This is a genomic window from Motilibacter peucedani (assembly GCF_003634695.1).
Classification (GTDB): domain Bacteria; phylum Actinomycetota; class Actinomycetes; order Motilibacterales; family Motilibacteraceae; genus Motilibacter; species Motilibacter peucedani.
In genome coordinates this window covers 547,674-564,369 of record NZ_RBWV01000010.1, presented here as the reverse complement: position 1 = coordinate 564,369, position 16,696 = coordinate 547,674, and the positions used below count along the sequence as shown (strand labels likewise).

At 73.8% G+C, this 16,696-nt stretch carries 16 protein-coding genes; 5 read left to right on the top strand and 11 right to left on the bottom strand.

The features are described 5' to 3' along the window. The first annotated feature begins 147 nt into the window (after positions 1-147). On the top strand, positions 148-3,417 hold the full coding sequence (locus tag CLV35_RS19980) for an NPCBM/NEW2 domain-containing protein (RefSeq protein ID WP_183061864.1): 3,270 nt from the start codon (positions 148-150) through the stop codon (positions 3,415-3,417). 78 nt (positions 3,418-3,495) lie between these two features. On the opposite strand, the gene CLV35_RS07480 is transcribed toward CLV35_RS19980, so the two are convergent. Then, positions 3,496-4,137: a fasciclin domain-containing protein gene (locus tag CLV35_RS07480; protein ID WP_121192812.1), complete on the bottom strand. Its 642-nt coding sequence runs from the start codon at positions 4,135-4,137 to the stop codon at positions 3,496-3,498. A 368-nt stretch (positions 4,138-4,505) separates the two neighbouring features. Between CLV35_RS07480 and CLV35_RS07475 the strand changes: the two genes are divergently transcribed. Further along, on the top strand, positions 4,506-5,555 hold the full coding sequence (locus tag CLV35_RS07475) for a right-handed parallel beta-helix repeat-containing protein (RefSeq protein ID WP_183061863.1): 1,050 nt from the start codon (positions 4,506-4,508) through the stop codon (positions 5,553-5,555). 122 nt (positions 5,556-5,677) lie between these two features. On the opposite strand, the gene CLV35_RS07470 is transcribed toward CLV35_RS07475, so the two are convergent. After that, positions 5,678-6,706 (bottom strand): aldo/keto reductase, encoded by a 1,029-nt coding sequence (locus tag CLV35_RS07470; protein ID WP_121192810.1) that lies wholly within the window; start codon positions 6,704-6,706, stop codon positions 5,678-5,680. A gap of 132 nt (positions 6,707-6,838) precedes the next feature. Between CLV35_RS07470 and CLV35_RS07465 the strand changes: the two genes are divergently transcribed. After that, positions 6,839-7,444: a TetR/AcrR family transcriptional regulator gene (locus CLV35_RS07465; RefSeq protein WP_121192809.1), complete on the top strand. Its 606-nt coding sequence runs from the start codon at positions 6,839-6,841 to the stop codon at positions 7,442-7,444. Positions 7,445-7,457: 13 nt separating this feature from the next. On the opposite strand, the gene CLV35_RS07460 is transcribed toward CLV35_RS07465, so the two are convergent. The 4 genes from CLV35_RS07460 to infC all read right to left on the bottom strand — a co-directional run bounded on the left by CLV35_RS07460 (position 7,458) and on the right by infC (position 9,809). Beyond that, positions 7,458-8,282, bottom strand: coding sequence for a TrmH family RNA methyltransferase (locus CLV35_RS07460; RefSeq protein ID WP_183061862.1), 825 nt, complete (start codon positions 8,280-8,282; stop codon positions 7,458-7,460). A 55-nt stretch (positions 8,283-8,337) separates the two neighbouring features. Beyond that, a complete protein-coding gene (gene rplT, locus CLV35_RS07455) occupies positions 8,338-8,718 on the bottom strand; it encodes a 50S ribosomal protein L20 (RefSeq protein ID WP_121192808.1) in 381 nt (126 codons plus the stop codon). A gap of 53 nt (positions 8,719-8,771) precedes the next feature. Continuing rightward, a complete protein-coding gene (gene rpmI, locus CLV35_RS07450) occupies positions 8,772-8,966 on the bottom strand; it encodes a 50S ribosomal protein L35 (RefSeq protein WP_121192807.1) in 195 nt (64 codons plus the stop codon). Positions 8,967-9,098: 132 nt separating this feature from the next. Further along, positions 9,099-9,809, bottom strand: coding sequence for a translation initiation factor IF-3 (gene infC, locus CLV35_RS07445; RefSeq protein WP_121193006.1), 711 nt, complete (start codon positions 9,807-9,809; stop codon positions 9,099-9,101). A 344-nt stretch (positions 9,810-10,153) separates the two neighbouring features. On the opposite strand from infC, the gene CLV35_RS07440 reads away from it, so the two are divergent. Continuing rightward, positions 10,154-10,546, top strand: a complete 393-nt coding sequence (locus CLV35_RS07440) for a DUF1844 domain-containing protein (protein ID WP_121192806.1) — start codon at positions 10,154-10,156, stop codon at positions 10,544-10,546. Between the two features lie 25 nt (positions 10,547-10,571). Here CLV35_RS07440 and CLV35_RS07435 read toward each other — a convergent pair whose 3' ends face one another. After that, complete coding sequence (locus CLV35_RS07435; RefSeq protein WP_121192805.1) at positions 10,572-10,958, bottom strand: tautomerase family protein; 387 nt, start codon at positions 10,956-10,958, stop codon at positions 10,572-10,574. A 51-nt stretch (positions 10,959-11,009) separates the two neighbouring features. On the opposite strand from CLV35_RS07435, the gene CLV35_RS07430 reads away from it, so the two are divergent. Continuing rightward, entirely contained in the window at positions 11,010-11,654 is a 645-nt protein-coding gene (locus tag CLV35_RS07430; protein ID WP_121192804.1) for a nucleoside/nucleotide kinase family protein, read from the top strand. A 3-nt stretch (positions 11,655-11,657) separates the two neighbouring features. Here the strand turns inward: CLV35_RS07430 and CLV35_RS07425 are convergent, their stop codons facing one another. From CLV35_RS07425 to CLV35_RS07410, 4 genes are read right to left on the bottom strand one after another with little or no spacing between them, the layout of a single operon-like run. Next, a complete protein-coding gene (locus tag CLV35_RS07425) occupies positions 11,658-12,449 on the bottom strand; it encodes an MBL fold metallo-hydrolase (RefSeq protein WP_121192803.1) in 792 nt (263 codons plus the stop codon). Positions 12,450-12,479: 30 nt separating this feature from the next. Then, positions 12,480-13,181: an SseB family protein gene (locus tag CLV35_RS07420; RefSeq protein WP_121192802.1), complete on the bottom strand. Its 702-nt coding sequence runs from the start codon at positions 13,179-13,181 to the stop codon at positions 12,480-12,482. Next, entirely contained in the window at positions 13,178-14,152 is a 975-nt protein-coding gene (locus tag CLV35_RS07415; RefSeq protein ID WP_231121578.1) for a glycoside hydrolase family 88 protein, read from the bottom strand. The genes CLV35_RS07420 and CLV35_RS07415 overlap by 4 nt, the downstream gene beginning before the upstream one ends. Before the next feature lie 5 nt (positions 14,153-14,157). Then, complete coding sequence (locus tag CLV35_RS07410; RefSeq protein ID WP_121192801.1) at positions 14,158-16,659, bottom strand: glycoside hydrolase family 2 protein; 2,502 nt, start codon at positions 16,657-16,659, stop codon at positions 14,158-14,160. Positions 16,660-16,696 lie beyond the last annotated feature (37 nt).

Sequence of the window (16,696 nt, the reverse complement as noted above, 5' to 3'; positions counted from 1 at the left end):
CCTCGCTGTGTCGGCCGTCACCGCTCCAGGGGATTTCGCCGCCGGCGCACGAACGCCTAGATTCCAGGGGGATAAGGCCCGTTTTCGACCCTGGGGGACCACCATGCGCGCCAGCTTCCGACCTGAGCCCGTGCCGGAGCCCGCCGCGTGAGGCTCGTACGTCCTCCCCTGGCCGCGCTCGCGTGCGCCGTTGCGCTGTCGGCCTCCACCCTGAGCGGGCTGGCGGGCGCCTCGGCCGCCTCGGCCACCTCGACCGCCGAGGGCACCGGCGCCGCCGCGGCGGCGACCGCCGTCCCGGCCGTCGTCCCGCTCAACGGCTCGCGGCTGATGACGGAGCCGGCCACCCGCACCCGCCGCACGGTCGCCGTGGCCGGACACGCCCACGTGCCCGCCAGCGGTGCGGCAGCCGTCCTGGTCTCGGTCGTCGCGCACAACCGCTCAGCACGGGCGAGCGCGGGCGTGCGCCTGTGGGCCGCGGGGGCCGCTCCGAGGAGCGCGACCCTGACCCTCGCGCCGGGAACGACCTCCGTCACGAGCGTGCTCACGCGGCTGTCGCCGTCCGGCTCGCTGTCCTTCACGGGCACGACGACCTCGGGCGTGACCGTCAGCGCCTACGCCACCGGCTACGTGCCGGCGGGAGCAGCGTCGGGGCTGACCGCGCTCGCCGCGGCCCGGCCGCTCGCGGTCGGTGCTGCGATGTCACGGGCGCCACGGACCCTGCGCGCGACCGGCGTGCCGGCGGGCGCCCGCGCAGCTGTCGTCTCGCTCCACACAAGCGGCACCGGCTCGGTGTGGGCCTGGGCCCGCGGGTCCGCGCGCCCCTCGACCCCCGTCGCCGCACCCGCCGGCCGCGGTGACGACCTGGCGCTGGTCCCGCTCGACGCGGCCGGCCGTCTCTCGCTGCAGGCGGGCGCAGGCGTCCGGGTCCTCGGCGCGGACGTCCTCGGCTACCTGCCCGCCGCCGCAGCGACCGCGGGCGGCTTCGTCCCGGTGGCCCCCGCGTACGCCGCGGCCGGTCTCCGCCTCGTCCGCTCGCGCAGCTCCCGGCTCGTGCTGGGCGGCGTGCACGGCGTCCCGGCGACCGCGTCGGCCGTCGTGCTGGGCCTGAGCTCGACGTCAGGCACGGGCAGCGTGCGGATCGACGGGCGCCAGAGCGCCGCGAGCGTGCCGCTCGTCGCGCGCCGCGGCGAGGCCGTCGTCGTCACCCGCCCGGTCGCCGGCGTCGTCACGGCCGACCTGACCGGCGCGCGCTCCCTCACCCTGCGCGTACGCGTGCTCGGCTACGTCAGCGCGCTGCCGAGCACCGTCACCACCGGCGATGCGCCGGCCGCTCCCCCGGCGGCGCCGGCGCCCGCACCGGCGCCCGCACCGGCGCCGGCACCGGCGCCCAGCAGCGCCCCCACGACGGCTCCGGCACCCCCGACGGCGCCGGCTCCCCCGACGACTCCGACCCCCGCACCCACGAGCACGCCCACCACCACCCCGGTGCCGGGCGTCGAAGGGCTGCCGCCGATGGGGTTCAACGGGTTCAACGCGTTCGGCTGCACCGTCGACGAGCAGATCATCCGGCAGACGGCCGACCTGTTCGTCTCCGAGGGCCTCCAGGCGGCCGGCTACACCTACATCAACATCGACGACTGCTGGATGGCCGACCACCGCGACCCGGTGACCAAGCGCCTGCTGCCCGACCCGAAGAAGTTCCCGAACGGGATCCGCGAGCTGGCCGACTACGTCCACACGCGCGGTCTCAAGCTCGGCATCTACGAGAGCGCCGGCACCACCACCTGCCGCGGGCTGCCCGGCTCGCTGGGCTACGAGACGGTCGACGCGCGGACCTTCGCCGACTGGCACATCGACTACCTGAAGTACGACAACTGCGGCACCCGCAACGGCTACCCGAGCACCCAGGAGGGCTACATCGCCCGCTTCGGCGCGATGGGCGACGCGCTCAGGGCCACCGGCCGGCCGATCGTCTACGCGCTGTGCGAGGCCGGCCTGCAGCAGCCCTGGGTCTGGGGCGGGCAGATGGCGCAGAGCTGGCGCAACGCTCCCGACATCATCGACGACTGGGGCAGCATCAAGCGGATCGTCACGATCAACGCGCCGCTCGACCAGTACGCGCACCTCGGCGGCTGGAACGACCCCGACATGCTCGAGGTCGGCAACGGCGGCATGACGACCACTGAGTACCAGACGCACTTCACGCTCTGGTCGATGATGAACGCGCCGCTGATCATCGGCACGGACCTGCGCAAGGCGACGCCCGAGACGCTCGGGATCCTCACGAACAAGGACCTCATCGCGCTCGACCAGGACCCGAAGGGCGTGCAGGCGAAGGTCATCGCGCACGAGGGCGCCGGACGCACGTTCGCCAAGCCGCTCGCGAACGGCGACGTGGCCGTGGCGTTCTACAACGAGGGCGACGTGCCGCTCGGCTTCTCGACCACGACCGCCGCGCTCGGCATCGGCGGCAGCAGCGCCTACTCGATGACCAACCTGTGGACCAAGCGAACGCTCAGCACCGCCGGCACCATCACCGCGAACGTCGAGCCGCACGGCACCGTCGTCTACCGGGTGCACCGCGACCCGGGGGCAGCCACGGCGTACCCGCCGCACGTCTTCGTCGACGCGGTGGTCCCGGGCGCGAGCAACGGCCCGCTGGTCGTCATGCCGGGAGTGGACACGCCCATCACGACGACGGTCGCCCAGAACGGGCCGGGCGCCGTCACCGGCGTCTCGCTGCGCGTGCAGACCCCCTCGACCTGGACGCTGACCACCTCGGACCCCGTGACAGCAGGCAGCCTGCGCCCGGGCAGCCCGCTCACCAGCCGGTGGACGCTGCACGTGCCGGCTCCGACCACGCAGGCCGACTACCCGGTCCGGCTGACCGCGACCTACACCTGGGGCGACGGCACGTCGACCTCGGTCAGCCGCGAGCTGGCCGTCTCGGTGCGCAAGCTGCCGGCGGCCGGCACCACCGACCTCACGGACCTGACCTACGTCGGGGCCTCGAACGGGTGGGGGCCGGTGGAGATCGACCGGAGCAACGGCGAGCAGCCGGCAGGTGACGGGAGGGCGATCAAGATCGGCGGCCACGTCTACCTGCGGGGGCTGGGCACCCACGCCGACAGCATGGTGACCTACTACCTCGGCGGCCGGTGCTCCAGGATCACGACCGACGCCGGCATCGACGACGAGAAGGGCGTGAAGGGCGCCGTCACCTTCGACATCCTCGGCGACGGCGTGCTCAAGGCGGCCAGCAACATCCTGACCGTCAACGACCCGCCGCGGCGGATCTCTGCCGACCTCAGCGGCGTCACCTGGCTGACGCTGTTCGCCGACAGCATGGCGAGCAGCGGCGGCTCGACGCTCGGCGACCACGCCGACTGGGCGGGGCCGAAGCTCACCTGCTCCTGAGCCCCGCGACGGCCCTCGGCACGCACGACCGGTCGGCCTCCTGCGCAGGAGGCCGACCGGTCGTGCGTCGCTCCGGGCCTACATCGCCGGGAGGAGCACCCGGTCGATGCCGTGGGCGATCTGCCGGTTGCCGGCGTTGATGTCGGGGACCTTGACCTTCGCGTCCTTGGTGACCGCGCTGGTGTCGACGATCCGGATCGAGGCACCGACGTCGACGGTGAGCGGTGCTCCGGCCGCGGTCGTCAGGCTGGCGCCGTCGGCGGCCGCGGCCGCCGACGCGTCGATCGTCGCGCCCGGCACCACGTGGTAGAGCAGCACCTGCTCCACCGTGTCGATGCCCAGCGACGCCACCGCCGCCAGGTTGGCCTGCTCGCTCTTGACGCTGCTGCCCGTCAGCGTGATGACGAGCTTGCGGAACGCCCTGTCGTCGGGCAGGAACGCGGTGAGCGGCGTCGTGCCGTCCGTCAGCACCTTGACCGGGCTGTCCGGCTTCGCGGCCAGCACGGCGAGGACGGCTCCGGTGAGGATGTCGTAGTCGTCGCCGTTGCGGTCGTAGGTCGGCCCGCCGCCCGCCAGCAGCACGGAGGCCAGGGAGGTGGTGCCGGGCTCGGCGGCTGACGCCGCTGGCGCGGTGAGGAGGCCGGCTCCGGCTGCAGCCGTCGCCACGACGGCGGCGGCAGTGACCGGTCCGAGGGACGTACGCAGTGCACGCAGGTGCATGTCAGACCCTTCGCTCGACGGTGAGGTGCACAGAGGTGTCGGCCGACACACGGCAACCTAGGGCCGGACTGCGGGGTCCGCACCTCGAGACGAGCCAGCTGGGCCGACCCGTGTCCTCGAGCGCCTGGAGGCTCCTCCCAGCGGCGGCCGCGTGGATCGTCGGGACTGACGGCCGGTGCGGGTCCGGGCCCCGCGCGCGGTGGTTTCGCCGCTTGGGGATAGCCCGTTCGGACTATAGAGCCGCTTCGCCTGCGGGTGGACACTCCGGCGTGCGCGTCACCCGGCGCGTGCCCGCACGAGGAGAGGCAGGACGTCGCATGAACCTCCATCTCAGGTCGAGGACGAGCCTTCCGCTCGCCCTGTCTGCCGTGCCGGTCGTGGCCGCGCTGGGCCTGGTCGCGCCGGGGGCCGCCCAGGCCGCGGCCAGCTGCACGCCGGACGTGGGTGGCACCGGGCTGAGCGCCTCGGTGGTCGCGCACGACCACCAGCGCATCAGCCGCACGACCGTCGACGCCACGGGCTGCGACATCGGCATCTACGTCGGCGCAGGCGCCGACCACGTCACCATCCGCGGCGTGCGCGTCACGGGCGCCGGATACCAGGGCATCTTCGCCGAGAAGGTCTCGCACCTGCGCATCTCCGACTCCACCGTGACGGGCAACGCCTACAAGACCGTCGACCCGTCGGCGCCGCCCCTGCCGGGCAGCGGCGTGCGCTCGTTCGTCGGCCAGGCCTTCGCGATCAGCCTGTTCGGTGTCTCCCACGTGACGGTGCAGGGCAACAAGGTCTACGACAACGGGCGCGGCGGCATCGGCGTGATGGACAACGGGCCGTTCGACCCCGGCGCGCGCATGGAGAAGCAGAACCCGGCTGCGCCGCTGGTGAAGACGTCGTGGGTCAAGGTCGTCGACAACGACACGTGGGGCAACTACAACGGCTGCGGCGTCGTCGCGGCGACGCAGAACGTGGACGGAGCCCTCTCGCACATCACGATCCGGGACAACCGCATCACCGGCATCGGGTTCGGCGCGGCCGGACCCGACATCGGCGGCATCGTCGTCGCTGCCGACCTGCCCGGCTCGACGGTGACCCGCGCTGACGTCGCCGGCAACACGGTGCGCGACTCCTTCGAGGGCGGCCTGATCGTCAACTCCGAGGCACCGGGCAGCTCGACCACGGGCGTCTACCTCTACGACAACCAGGTGTCGGGCAACAACGTCGGCTTCCTCGAGGCCCCGAACACCGCGGGAGTGATCACGTTCGCGGCGCCGGGCGCGGCCAACAACGACACGAGGATCTTCCGCAACACCATCACGGACCAGTTCTTCGGCGTCTGGTCGCGCGGTGACCACCCGCCGACCCTGTCGGCCAACACCATCGCGGTCACCGCGGGCGGCGTGCCGGTCTCGCTCGGATAGCTGGTCGCCGGCTCCCGCCCTGCACGGCGGGAGCCGGCGTCGTCCTCAGACCTTGCCGAGGATGACCTTCGATGACGTCGTCCGGTGGGCCGCCGACCTCCGGCAGCCCGCGGCGTGCCGGCTCAGGCGGCGCCGCGCGTGTCCACCGGCCGGCGGCGCAGGCCCGGCTGCTTCAGCGACGGCGGGAGGTAGGCGGCCTCGTCCGGCGCACCGACGCGCGTACCCGGAGCCACGATCCCGTCGATGCGGTCGAGGAGCTCGTCGGAGAGCGTGACGTCGACGCTCGCGAGCAGGTCGTCGAGCTGCTCCATGGTGCGCGGACCGATGAGCGCACTCGTCACCGAGGGGTGCGCGACGGCGAACGCCATGGCCAGGTGCGTCATCGGGATCCCGGCCTCCTCGGCCAGCGGGACCAGCTGCTCCACCGCGTCGAGGCGCTGCTCGTCCCGGAAGCTGGAGAAGCGGCCGGCGCGACGCAGGTCGGTCGGCTGGCCCTTGCGGATGCGGCCGGTCAGCATGCCCTTGGCGAGCGGGCTCCAGACGACCACGCCCATGCCGAACCTCTCCGCGACGGGCAGCACCTCCGCCTCGATGCCACGGTCGAGGATCGAGTAGTTGGGCTGCTCGCTGCGGAAGCGCACGAGCCCGCGCCGCTCTGCCACCCACTGCGCCTCGACGATGTCGGAGGCCGGCATCTCTGAGGTGCCGACGGCGCGGACCTTGCCACTGCGTACCAGGTCGGTGAGCGCCGACAGCGTCTCCTCGACGTCGGTCTCCGGGTCGGGCCGGTGGATCTGGTAAAGGTCGATGTAGTCGGTGTCCAGGCGCCGCAGCGAGTCCTCGACGGCGGCGAGGACCCAGCGGCGCGACGCGCCCTGCTGGTTGGGGTCGTCGCCCATGGGCAGCCGCGACTTGGTGGCGAGCACGACGCTGTCGCGCCGGCCCTTCAGCGCCTTCCCGACGATCTGCTCAGACTCGCCGTGCGAGTAGACGTCGGCCGTGTCGACGAAGTTGATGCCGGCGTCGAGCGCCCGGTGGATGATGCGCTCGCAGTCGGCGTGGTCCGGGTTGCCGATGCTGCCGAACATCATCGCGCCGAGCGCGTAGGGGCTGACCTTCATGCCGGTCCGCCCCAGGGTCCTGTAGTGCACGAGAGCTCCTCGAGTGCGTAGACGGTGGCAGCGCGTCCGGTCGGGGACGTACGCTGCTGAACGGAACGTTCGTCCGGAACTATACGGATCGTTGTTCCGCTTTGGCAAGGCACCCGAGGACAGGACGAGGACATGGCGACGACCAGCGCGCGAGCCGACTCCGCCGCCGACCCGCCGCGCAGGGTCCGGGCCGACGCGGCGCGCAACCTCGACGCACTGGTCACGGCCGCGACGTCGTGCTTCGCCGAGTCCGGAGTCGACGTGCCGATGCGCGACATCGCGGCGGCAGCCGGCGTCGGGGTGGGGACGCTCTACCGGCACTTCCCGAAGCGGTCGGACCTGATCCAGGCGGTGTTCAAGCGAGAGGTCGACGCCTGCGCCGAGGCCGCCGCGGCGATCGCCGAGGAGCACCCGCCTGCCGAGGCCGTCACCGCGTGGCTGCTGAGGTTCACCGACTTCGTCGCCACCAAGCGGGGCCTGGGAGCGGCGCTGCACTCCGGCGACCCGGCCTACGACGCGCTGCCCGGCTACTTCACCGGGCGACTGGGCCCCACGCTCGCGGGTCTGCTCCACGCCGCGGCCGCGGCGGGCGAGATCCGTGCCGACGTCGACGCCGAGGAGCTGCTCGTCGCCGTCAGCCGCCTGGGTGCCGGGCCGGGCACCGACGGCCAGGAGCAGAGCAGGCGCATGGTGCGGCTGCTCGTCGACGGGCTCAGGTTCGGCGCACCCGGGGCGTAGCCCGGGGACGGGCTCAGGCCCGCTGGGCCCGGGCGGAGGCGTAGAGGCACACCGCGGCGGCCGTGGCCAGGTTGAGGCTCTCGGCCCGGCCGTGGATCGGCACGGCCAGCACGTCGTCGACGAGCGCGAGCGTCTCGTCGGGCAGGCCCCACGCCTCGTTGCCGAAGACCCAGGCGGTCGGTCCGGCCAGGGAGCCGTCGCGGTCGGCGTCGTCGAGGCTGCGGCCCTTGCCGTCGGCCGCGACCACGCGCAGGCCGGCGTCGTGGGCGGCGGCGACCAGCTCGGCCAGCGGCGCGCCCACGCTGACGGGCAGGTGGAACAGGCTGCCGGCGCTCGCGCGCACGGCCTTGCCGTTGTAGACGTCGACGGAGGCGTCGCTGAGCACGACCGCGTCGGCGCCCGCGGCGTCGGCGGCGCGCAGGACGGTGCCGGCGTTGCCGGGGTCGCGCACGTTGCTCAGCACGGCGACGAGCCGGTGCCCGGGGCGTACGGCGTCGGCGAGCGGCACGTCGAGGAACCCGCAGACGGCGACGACCCCCTGCGGGGTGACCGTCTGCGCCAGCTCGGCGAGCACGTCGCCGGCGACGCGGACGAGCTCGGCCCCCGCCTCGGCGGTGGCGGCCAGCAGCTCGGGGTGCCGGCCGGCGAGCTCGTCGGTGACGAGCACCGAGCTCACCAGCTGCGGGGTGCAGGCGAGCGCCTCGCGGACGGCCTGCGGGCCCTCGGCGAGGAAGCGGCGGTCCTGGGAGCGGAAGGCGCGCTTGCCCAGACGGCGAGCGGCCGCGATCCGTGGGCTGCGGGCGGAGGTGACCAGGGAGGTCGCCCCGCCCGCGACCACGGACCGCGGCCGGGAGGTCGCGCTCAGCGGACTGCTCGCTGCGAGGGGTGCGGGCTCAGGCCGCGGACGCGGGGACCTGGGCGGGCGCCGCGGCGCGGGCGACCTCGACCAGGGCGGTGAAGGCGGCCGCGTCGTTGACCGCGAGCTCGGCGAGCATGCGGCGGTCGACCTCGACACCGGCGGCCTTGAGGCCCTGGATGAGGCGGTTGTAGGTCATCCCGTTGGCGCGGGCAGCGGCGTTGATGCGCTGGATCCAGAGCCGGCGGAAGTCGCCCTTGCGGACCTTGCGGTCGCGGTAGGCGTAGACCAGGGAGTGGGTGACCTGCTCCTTCGCCTTGCGGTACAGACGCGAGCGCTGGCCGCGGTAGCCGCTGGCCTTCTCGAGGGTCGCGCGGCGCTTCTTCGCCGAGCCGACACCTGCCTTGACGCGTGCCACGGTGGATCTCCTTGCCTACGGGGTGGTGACGAGCGGGGGGAGCGAGCTGGGCGTCAGCGGCCGAGCAGCGCGCGGATGCGCTTGACGTCGGCCTTGTCGACGACGACCTCGCCGTTGAGCCGGCGGGTCAGCGTGGAGGGCTTGTGCTCCAGCAGGTGACGGCGGCCGGCCTGCCCGCGCTTGATCTTGCCGCTGCCGGTCAGGCGGAACCGCTTGCTGGCCCCGCTGTGCGTCTTGTTCTTCGGCATGGCGCCGGTTCTCCTCGCTCGTCGGTGCATCTGGTCGTGCAGGTGCGGTCGGCACCCGCACGGGGTGTGGTGCGGTCGTGCGCCCGCCGCGGTGTCGCCACCGCGGCGGGAGGGTCGATCGGGTCGTGCGGGCTAGGCCTGCTCGGTCGGAGCGGCCGCGCCCACGGTCGCCCGCTGCTCGGCCACGAGGTCGGTCGTGCGCTCGGCGACCTCGGGGGTCACCGGGGCGTCGTCGACGTCCACGGCGTCCAGCGCGTCCGCAGCAGCGTCGTCGGCGCCGCCCTGGGCACGACGGGCCTTCGCCTCGCGCGCCTCGGCCATCGCCTCGACCTTCTTCTTGTGCGGACCGAGCACCATGATCATGTTGCGGCCGTCCTGCTTCGGCGAGGACTCGACGAAGCCCAGCTCCTGCACGTCCTCGGCGAGGCGCTGCAGCAGCCGGTAGCCCAGCTCCGGGCGCGACTGCTCGCGACCGCGGAACATGATCGTGATCTTGACCTTGTCGCCCGCGTTGAGGAAGCGGACGACGTGGCCCTTCTTGGTGTCGTAGTCGTGCGGGTCGATCTTCGGCCGCAGCTTCATCTCCTTGATGATGGTGTGAGCCTGGTTGCGCCGGGACTCACGCTCCTTCATCGCGGACTCGTACTTGAACTTCCCGAAGTCCATGAGCTTGGCCACCGGCGGGCGGGCCATCGGCGCGACCTCGACGAGGTCGAGGTCGGACTCCTGCGCGAGGCGCAACGCGTCCTCGATGCGCACGATGCCGACCTGCTCACCGTTGGGACCCACGAGCCGGACCTCGGGGACGCGGATCCGGTCGTTGATGCGGGGCTCTGTGCTGATGCTGACTCCAAGCGGTCGGGGCGGGTGGAACCTGCACGTCCGTCCGGGGAGGTCTCCGAGTGCACGAGGCGGCTCGGGGGGGCCGGGCGTCCGCGACGCACGCGCAGGACTGCTTCCCGACCGGTTGCGCCGTCGCGGGACGACGACGCGGGAGCGGGGACCTCCGTCGGCCCCACCTGGGGCGACGGCCCGCTCCACTGACCGGACCCGGGAGCCGCACGCGAGGTGCTGGCACCGGGTGGGAGGCGGACCTCCGCTTGCGCGCCTGCCCCACGGTCGTGGTGGTCGCCGGAGCGGCCACCGCGGGTGAGGAGCAGGCGGGTCGACATGACAGGCTACCAGGTATGAGCGCCGAGGACCCCGACCTGCATTCCCGCCCCGACGCGCCGCTGGCCGACGCCACCCGCGACATCGCCGACGTGCCGGCCGTCGAGGTCGTCAGCGCCGCGGCGCTGCACCTGATGAGCGCGGCCGCGGTCAAGTGCGGGCTCGCCGAGGATGAGGACGCGGCCGACCACCTCGACCTCGACGAGGCGCGCACCCTGATCACCGCCCTCGCCGGCCTGGTCGTCGCCGCGGCGCCGCGGCTCGGCTCCCACCACGCCGGGCCGCTGCGCGACGGGCTGCGCACGCTGCAGCTGGCGTTCCGCGAGGCCTCGCTCGTGCCGGATGCGCCCGGGGACGGCCCCGGCGAGTCGCTGACCGGCCCGGTCTACCCGACCGCGGCACACCGCTGAGGGCGCGGGCCTGCGGGGGGCGGGGTCAGGTCTCCACCGCGTACGACAGCGCGAGCTCGTCGCCGGGCACCCCGCGGATCGCCCAGTCGACCCGCGGGGTCTCGATCAGCACGACCTCGAGGTCCTCGGCGGCGGTCCCCAGCGCGGCGAAGCCGCGGTAGAGCGCCGCGTAGGCCTTCTTCTTCGCCTGCTCGGAGCGCCCGGCGAACAGCAGGACCTCGACGATCGTGTAGCGCTCCGAGCGCCCGGCGGGATGGACGAAGTCCTCCGGCGCGAGCGGGAAGAACCGGTGGAAGCGCTTGTCGGCCGGGATGCCCAGGCCCTCGACCAGTGCCGCGTGCACGGCGTCGGAGACCGCTGCCCGTGACGGCGCCAGCACCGATGCCAGCCCGTAGACCTTGACCTGTGCCACTGCCGCACCCCTGTCCGCCGAGCCAGCCCAGGTGTGCTTGTCTACCGGAAGATGACCGTCACCGTCTCCTCCCTCGCCGAGCTGGTCGCCCGCGCCGAGGCGCTGGCCGCAGGCCCGCGGCGCGTCCTCGGCATCGCCGGGCCGCCGGGCGGCGGCAAGTCCACGGTGGCCGAGGCGGTGGTCGCCGCGCTCGGGGACCGCGCCGCACTCGTACCGATGGACGGCTTCCACCTCGCCCAGGCGCAGCTCGAGCGGCTCGGTCGCGCCGACCGCAAGGGCGCGCCCGACACCTTCGACGCGGAGGGGTACGCCGCCCTCCTGCGCCGGCTGCGCGATCCGGGGGGCGTGACGGTCTACGCCCCGGCGTTCCGGCGCGAGATCGAGGAGCCCGTGGCGGGGGCGGTCGCCGTGGCCCCGGAGGTGCCGCTGGTCGTCACGGAGGGCAACTACCTGCTGCTCGAGGACGGCCCGTGGGCGCAGGTGCTCGGGCTGCTCGACGAGACGTGGCTCGTGCGCGGCGACGAGGAGGTGCGCGTCGAGCGCCTCATCGCCCGCCACGTGCGCTTCGGCCGCTCCCCGGAGGAAGCGCGCGAGTGGGTTCTGCGCTCCGACGAGGCCAACGCGGCGCTCGTCGCGGAGCGCTCGGCGACGCCCGACGTCGTCGTCGACGCGCACGCCATGGTGCTGCCGGGCTGACGCTCAGAGCGCCAGCACTCCCCCGCGCTCGACCCAGCGCACGTCGAGGTCGAGCCCGCGCCGCTCGACCTCGGCCCGGAAGTCCGAGAGCGGCGAGCGCATCAGCGCGTACTCCCCGTAGTGGATCGGCAGCACCGCGGTGCGCCGGGTGATGTCGAGCAGCTCGAGGAAGTCGGCCCCGCGCCGCCCGTCCATGGTGAGCGTCACGCCGAGGATGCGGGTCCCCCCGAGGTGCAGCAGGAGCAGGTCGATGTCGGGGTAGCGCCGGGCGATCTCGCGCAGGTCGTCGTGCACGAGGGTGTCGCCGCTCTGGTAGATGCGGTACGGCTGCCGCCCCTGCCGCTCGAACTCCAGCATCGTCCCCATGACCTTCGGGATCGCCGCCTGCAGCGCGCCGGGGGCGTGCCTGCCCGGCAGGGAGGTCAGCCGCAGGGTGGCGCCGTCCTTGGCGGTCTCCCACGACTCCCAGGTGCGCAGGCCCTCCGTGCGCACCTTGCGCCGGCCCAGCCGGCGGGCGCCCTGCACGGTCGTCACCACGGGCACCGAGGCGTCGAGCCCGGCGTGGGCGACGCGGTCGTAGTGGTCGCCGTGCAGGTGCGAGAGCGCGACGGCGTCGAGCGGCGGCACGTCCCCGACCTGCATCGTCGGCTCGAGCAGCCGCCGCGCCGAGAGGCCGAGGCCGAAGTACGCCCGCTGGCCCTGGTGCAGGAAGTGCGGGTCGGTCAGCACGGTGAAGCCGTCGCGGCGGATCAGCGTGGTGGCGTTTCCCACGAACCGCAGGGAGTCCTCGCTCATGCCGGCACCCGTGCCCCGTGGTCGCCCGGGCTACCCCTCGACGGCGACGTCGAGGCCGGCGAGGGTCCGGACGCGGAGCGTCTCGTCGGCCTGCAGCACCGGGCCCAGCACGGCCAGCGCCGCCTGCACGTCGGCGCCGGGGGCGAGCGTCAGGACCAGCCGGGCGTCGACGCCGGGCGCCGGCTCCAGCCGGGCGCCGGCCACGCCGGGAGCGGCTGACGCGAGCGCCCGCACGTGGGCGCCGAGGCCGGCGTCCGCGTACATCGGCTGCGGGACCGTGCCCTCGGCCACGGCGCGCAGCGCCGGACCGCTCACGACGCAGGGCACCGGCCCGGCCGGGTCGAGCAGCAGCGCGACGGCGCCCTCGGCGGCGGCCGAGAGAGCCGCGCGGGAGGCCTCGACCGGCACCGGGCGCGCGTCGTCCCGCCAGGCCGCGAGGCTCGCGAGCGAGGTGAAGGCGGGCACGGCCCGGGCGCCGTCCGGCCGCTGCACGGTCACGAGCGCCATGTCGGTGGACTTCTCGCGCCGCAGGCCGTCGACGGGCTCGTCCTCGGCGGTCAGCACCGCCACCACCGCGACGAGCACCCGGGCGCCGGCGAGCGCCGACAGCACCTCGGGGGCCCGGCCCGGCTCGACGGCGTAGCGCTCGAGGGCAGCCACCAGCGCCGGGTCGCCCTCACCGGTGTCACCGGCGAAGCCGGTGTCGGGGATGGTCCTCGGCGCGTCGCTCACCCGGCCAGTCTGCCGCAGCGCTGCTCGGCGGCCGCCGCGAGCAGGTGGAAGGCCTGCGCCTCCGCCGAGCGCCCGGGCCGGTCGAAGTGCGGCGCGCCCGAGACCCCGTCGACGAAGCCCAGGGCGTCGACGCGCTCCCGCGCCGACGCGAGCAGCGAGCGGGCCCGCTCGAGGTAGGCGTCGGGGAGCCACCCGTCGGCGACGCCGGTGAAGGCGCCGTAGGCGAGCATCTGGGCGAGGTTCGCCTCGGCGAACGAGCCCTCGCCGTCGACGACGTCGAGGAAGACGCCGGTGTCGGCGCGCCGGTGGGCGAGGCAGGCGTCGAGCACCGTACGCGCGTGGCTCGCCGCGTCGGCGCGGAACCGCCCGTCGCGCTCGCCGAGGGAGCGCAGCGCCCGCGCGATGCCCGCCACCACCCAGCCGCTGCCGCTCCCCCAGTGCGCCGCGCGCAGCAGGCTGCGCGACGTCTCGCCCCACTGGTGCGACCACAGCCCGGACGTCTCGTCGAAGAGCCGGCGGCGGTGCCCGTCGAGCTGGCGGGCCGCCTCGTCGACGTGGCCGGTCTGCACCAGCAGCGGCAGGACCATGTAGACCGTGTCGACCCACACCTGCCGGCTCCCCTCGAGGTGGAACAGCGTGCCGTCCTCGGCCCGCGGCGCCCGGGAGACCAGCCAGTCCACCTGCCGGTCGAGGGCCGCACGAAGGGCGGGGTCGTGGTCTCGAGTGGTCAGCCACAGCAGCGCCTCGCCGGCCGCACCGCAGTTGACGACGCCGGTGTCCTCGATCTCGGCCAGCTTGCCCGCCGGCGTCTGCCGGAGCACCGAGTCGCGGGCGACGACCTCGGCCAGCTCGTCGCAGCCGAGGTCGAGCAGGGCGTGGCCGAGCACGCCCTGCTCCCAGGACTGCCGCTGCATGCCCAGCAGGGCCAGGAGCACCCTGCGCAGCAGCGGGTCGTCGGGCAGCTGCGGCACGGCGGTCACCCGGCCACGAGCTGGTTGGCGCTGCGGAGGACCCGTGGGGCCACGAGCGCGTCCGCGTCCAGCTGGGCTTCCGACGAGACGTGGAACGTCGTGGTCTCCCCTGGGAGCAGGGTGACGAGCATGTCGTCGACGCTCGCATCGGGCGAGACCTTGTCGGCGAGCAGCACGAGGTCCTTGACGAACGTACGCGCGTGCACCGTGACGTCGTAGCCTCCGTCCACCTGTTCGACCCGGGTCTCGAGGTCTGCAGTGGTCAACGCTGTGTCGCGGTCCTCGGCGAAGTGCCACAGGGCACGTGCTGCACCCTCTGCCTCGGCGACCAGCAGCTCGTGAGCGGGATCCTCGGAGGAGGCGACCTCCGGCGGCACAGGCAGCCGCACGGTCTGCCGGGGCCCTGCAGACAGCGCCAGTGCCGCTTCCTCGAGGACGGTCCCGTCGAGACCTCGCCGAGCCACTGCGACCGACGCCTCCCACGTCTCGGAGGTGTCGTTGACCGCGACCACTGCGAGGCCCCCGTCGGCAGGCTGCACGGTGAGCAGCCGGTCTGCGAACGCGCGGCGCACCGCGTACCACAGCGGCTTGCGCTTGCCGTCACCGTCGACCGCCGCCCACGAGGTCACCGGCCAGCAGTCGTTGAGCTGCCAGACCACCGCGCCCATGCAGTGCGGTGAGATCGCCCGGAAGTGCTCGAGCCCGAACGCGATCGCCCGCGCCTGGTTCAGCTGCATCGCCCAGTGGAAGTCCTCCATCCCCCGCGGCTGCGGCAGGTGCGGGAACAGGCCGCGCTCGAGCTTGCGGTTGCCCTCCATCGCCTTCTGGTGCAGCAGCACCCCCGGCGACTCCGGTGTCAGGGGGTCGTCGTGGACCGCGCGGACCAGCGTCGACCAGTTCGGCGGGCCCTGCCAGCCGAACTCCGAGACGAAGCGCGGCGCGTAGTCCCGGTAGACCGTGTAGTCCAACGAGTTCCACACGTCCCAGATGTGCATCGAGCCGTGCGCCGGGTCGTTCGGGTGCCGGTCCGGGTCGACCGAGAACGGGCTGCCCGACGAGTACGGCCGGGTGCCGTCGAGCTCCGCGACCAACGCCGGCAGCAACTCGTAGTAGTAGCCTGCGCCCCACGACAACCCGTCCAGGCGCTCCTCCCACTCCCAGTCGGCGTAGCCCCAGATGTTCTCGTTGTTCCCGTTCCACAGCGCCAGGCTGGGATGGCTCACGAGCCGGGTGATGTTGTCGCGCGCCTCGGCGAGCACCTCGCCGCGCATCGGCTGCTCCTCTGCGTAGGTCGCGCAGGCGAACAGGAAGTCCTGCCACACCAGCACTCCCTGCTCGTCGCAGAGCTCGTAGAAGTCGTCGGACTCGAAGATCCCGCCGCCCCACACCCGCAGCAGGTTGACGCCGGCGGCCTTCGCCTGCCCGATCCGGTCGGCGTAGCGCTCCCGCGTCACCCGCTCCAGGAACAGGTCGTCCGGGATCCAGTTCATCCCCTTCACGAACACCGGCTCGCCGTTGACCGCGACCACGAACCCGGTGCCCTCGTCGTCGGGCTCGGTCCGCAGCTCCACGCTGCGGAAGCCGACGCGTCCCGTCCACGTGTCGAGCGCACCGAGCTCGACGCTCACGTCGTAGAGCGGCTGCCCGCCGTGGCTGTGCGGCCACCACAGCTCCGGGTCCTCGACCACCACCTCCGCCACCGTCGCGGTGGCGGCGGCCGCGACCACGCCGTCGACGGTGTGGTCACCGACACGTACGCGCACCGGCAGGTCACCGTCGCCGGCGCCCGCGCGCTCCACGTCGACGTGCACCCGGGCCACCCCGCGGCCCTCCTCCACGGTCACCAGCGGGCGGACAGCCGCCAGCCGCGCCGTGCTCCACGACTCCAGAGCCACCGGCCGCCAGATCCCCGAGGTCGGCAGGTCCGGACCCCAGTCCCAGCCGAAGGCGCACGCCATCTTCCGGATCGCGTTGTAGGGGTGCGTGTTCACGTGCGGGCGCCGGCCCAGCTCCTCCTGCAGACGGTCTGCCGCCCGCACCGGAGACGCGAAGGTCACCGCCAGCGTGTTGTCGCCCTCCGCCAGCAGCCCGCGGACGTCGAACCGGTAGGTGCGGTGCATGTTCACCGTGTCCGCGACCAGCTGGTCGTTGAGCTCCACGTGCGCCACCGTGTCCAGCCCGTCGAACACGAGGTCCACCCGCTCGGCACCCTGATCGCTCCACGAGAAGCTCGTCTCGAAGCGCCAGTCCGTCAGCCCCACCCACTGCAGCAGCACCTCGTTGCGGTCCAGGTAGGGATCCGGGATCAACCCCGCCGCCAGCAGGTCGGTGAACACGGACCCCGGCACCGTCGCCGGCACCACCGCCCCAGCGACCTCGGCCGGCGCGTCGCCCGCCACGGCGCGCACCGACCAGCCCTCGTGGAGCTCGCGGCGGAGAAGGTTCTGCGGACCGGGCACGTCGGGCTCCTTCGGAGTGGGTACGCGGGAGTTGCCGTCTGGCAGCATGCCGCGCCTGGAGTCCGTGCGGGCGAGAGGGGGGACC

Coding starts and splice junctions, on each gene's coding strand:
- CLV35_RS07430 (WP_121192804.1), top strand. CDS start 11,010: ATGACCGTCACCGTCTCCTCCCTCGCCGAGCTGGTCGCCCGCGCCGAG.
- CLV35_RS07465 (WP_121192809.1), top strand. CDS start 6,839: ATGGCGACGACCAGCGCGCGAGCCGACTCCGCCGCCGACCCGCCGCGC.
- CLV35_RS07410 (WP_121192801.1), bottom strand. CDS start 16,659: ATGCTGCCAGACGGCAACTCCCGCGTACCCACTCCGAAGGAGCCCGAC.
- rpmI (WP_121192807.1), bottom strand. CDS start 8,966: ATGCCGAAGAACAAGACGCACAGCGGGGCCAGCAAGCGGTTCCGCCTG.
- CLV35_RS07480 (WP_121192812.1), bottom strand. CDS start 4,137: ATGCACCTGCGTGCACTGCGTACGTCCCTCGGACCGGTCACTGCCGCC.
- CLV35_RS07440 (WP_121192806.1), top strand. CDS start 10,154: ATGAGCGCCGAGGACCCCGACCTGCATTCCCGCCCCGACGCGCCGCTG.
- CLV35_RS07425 (WP_121192803.1), bottom strand. CDS start 12,449: ATGAGCGAGGACTCCCTGCGGTTCGTGGGAAACGCCACCACGCTGATC.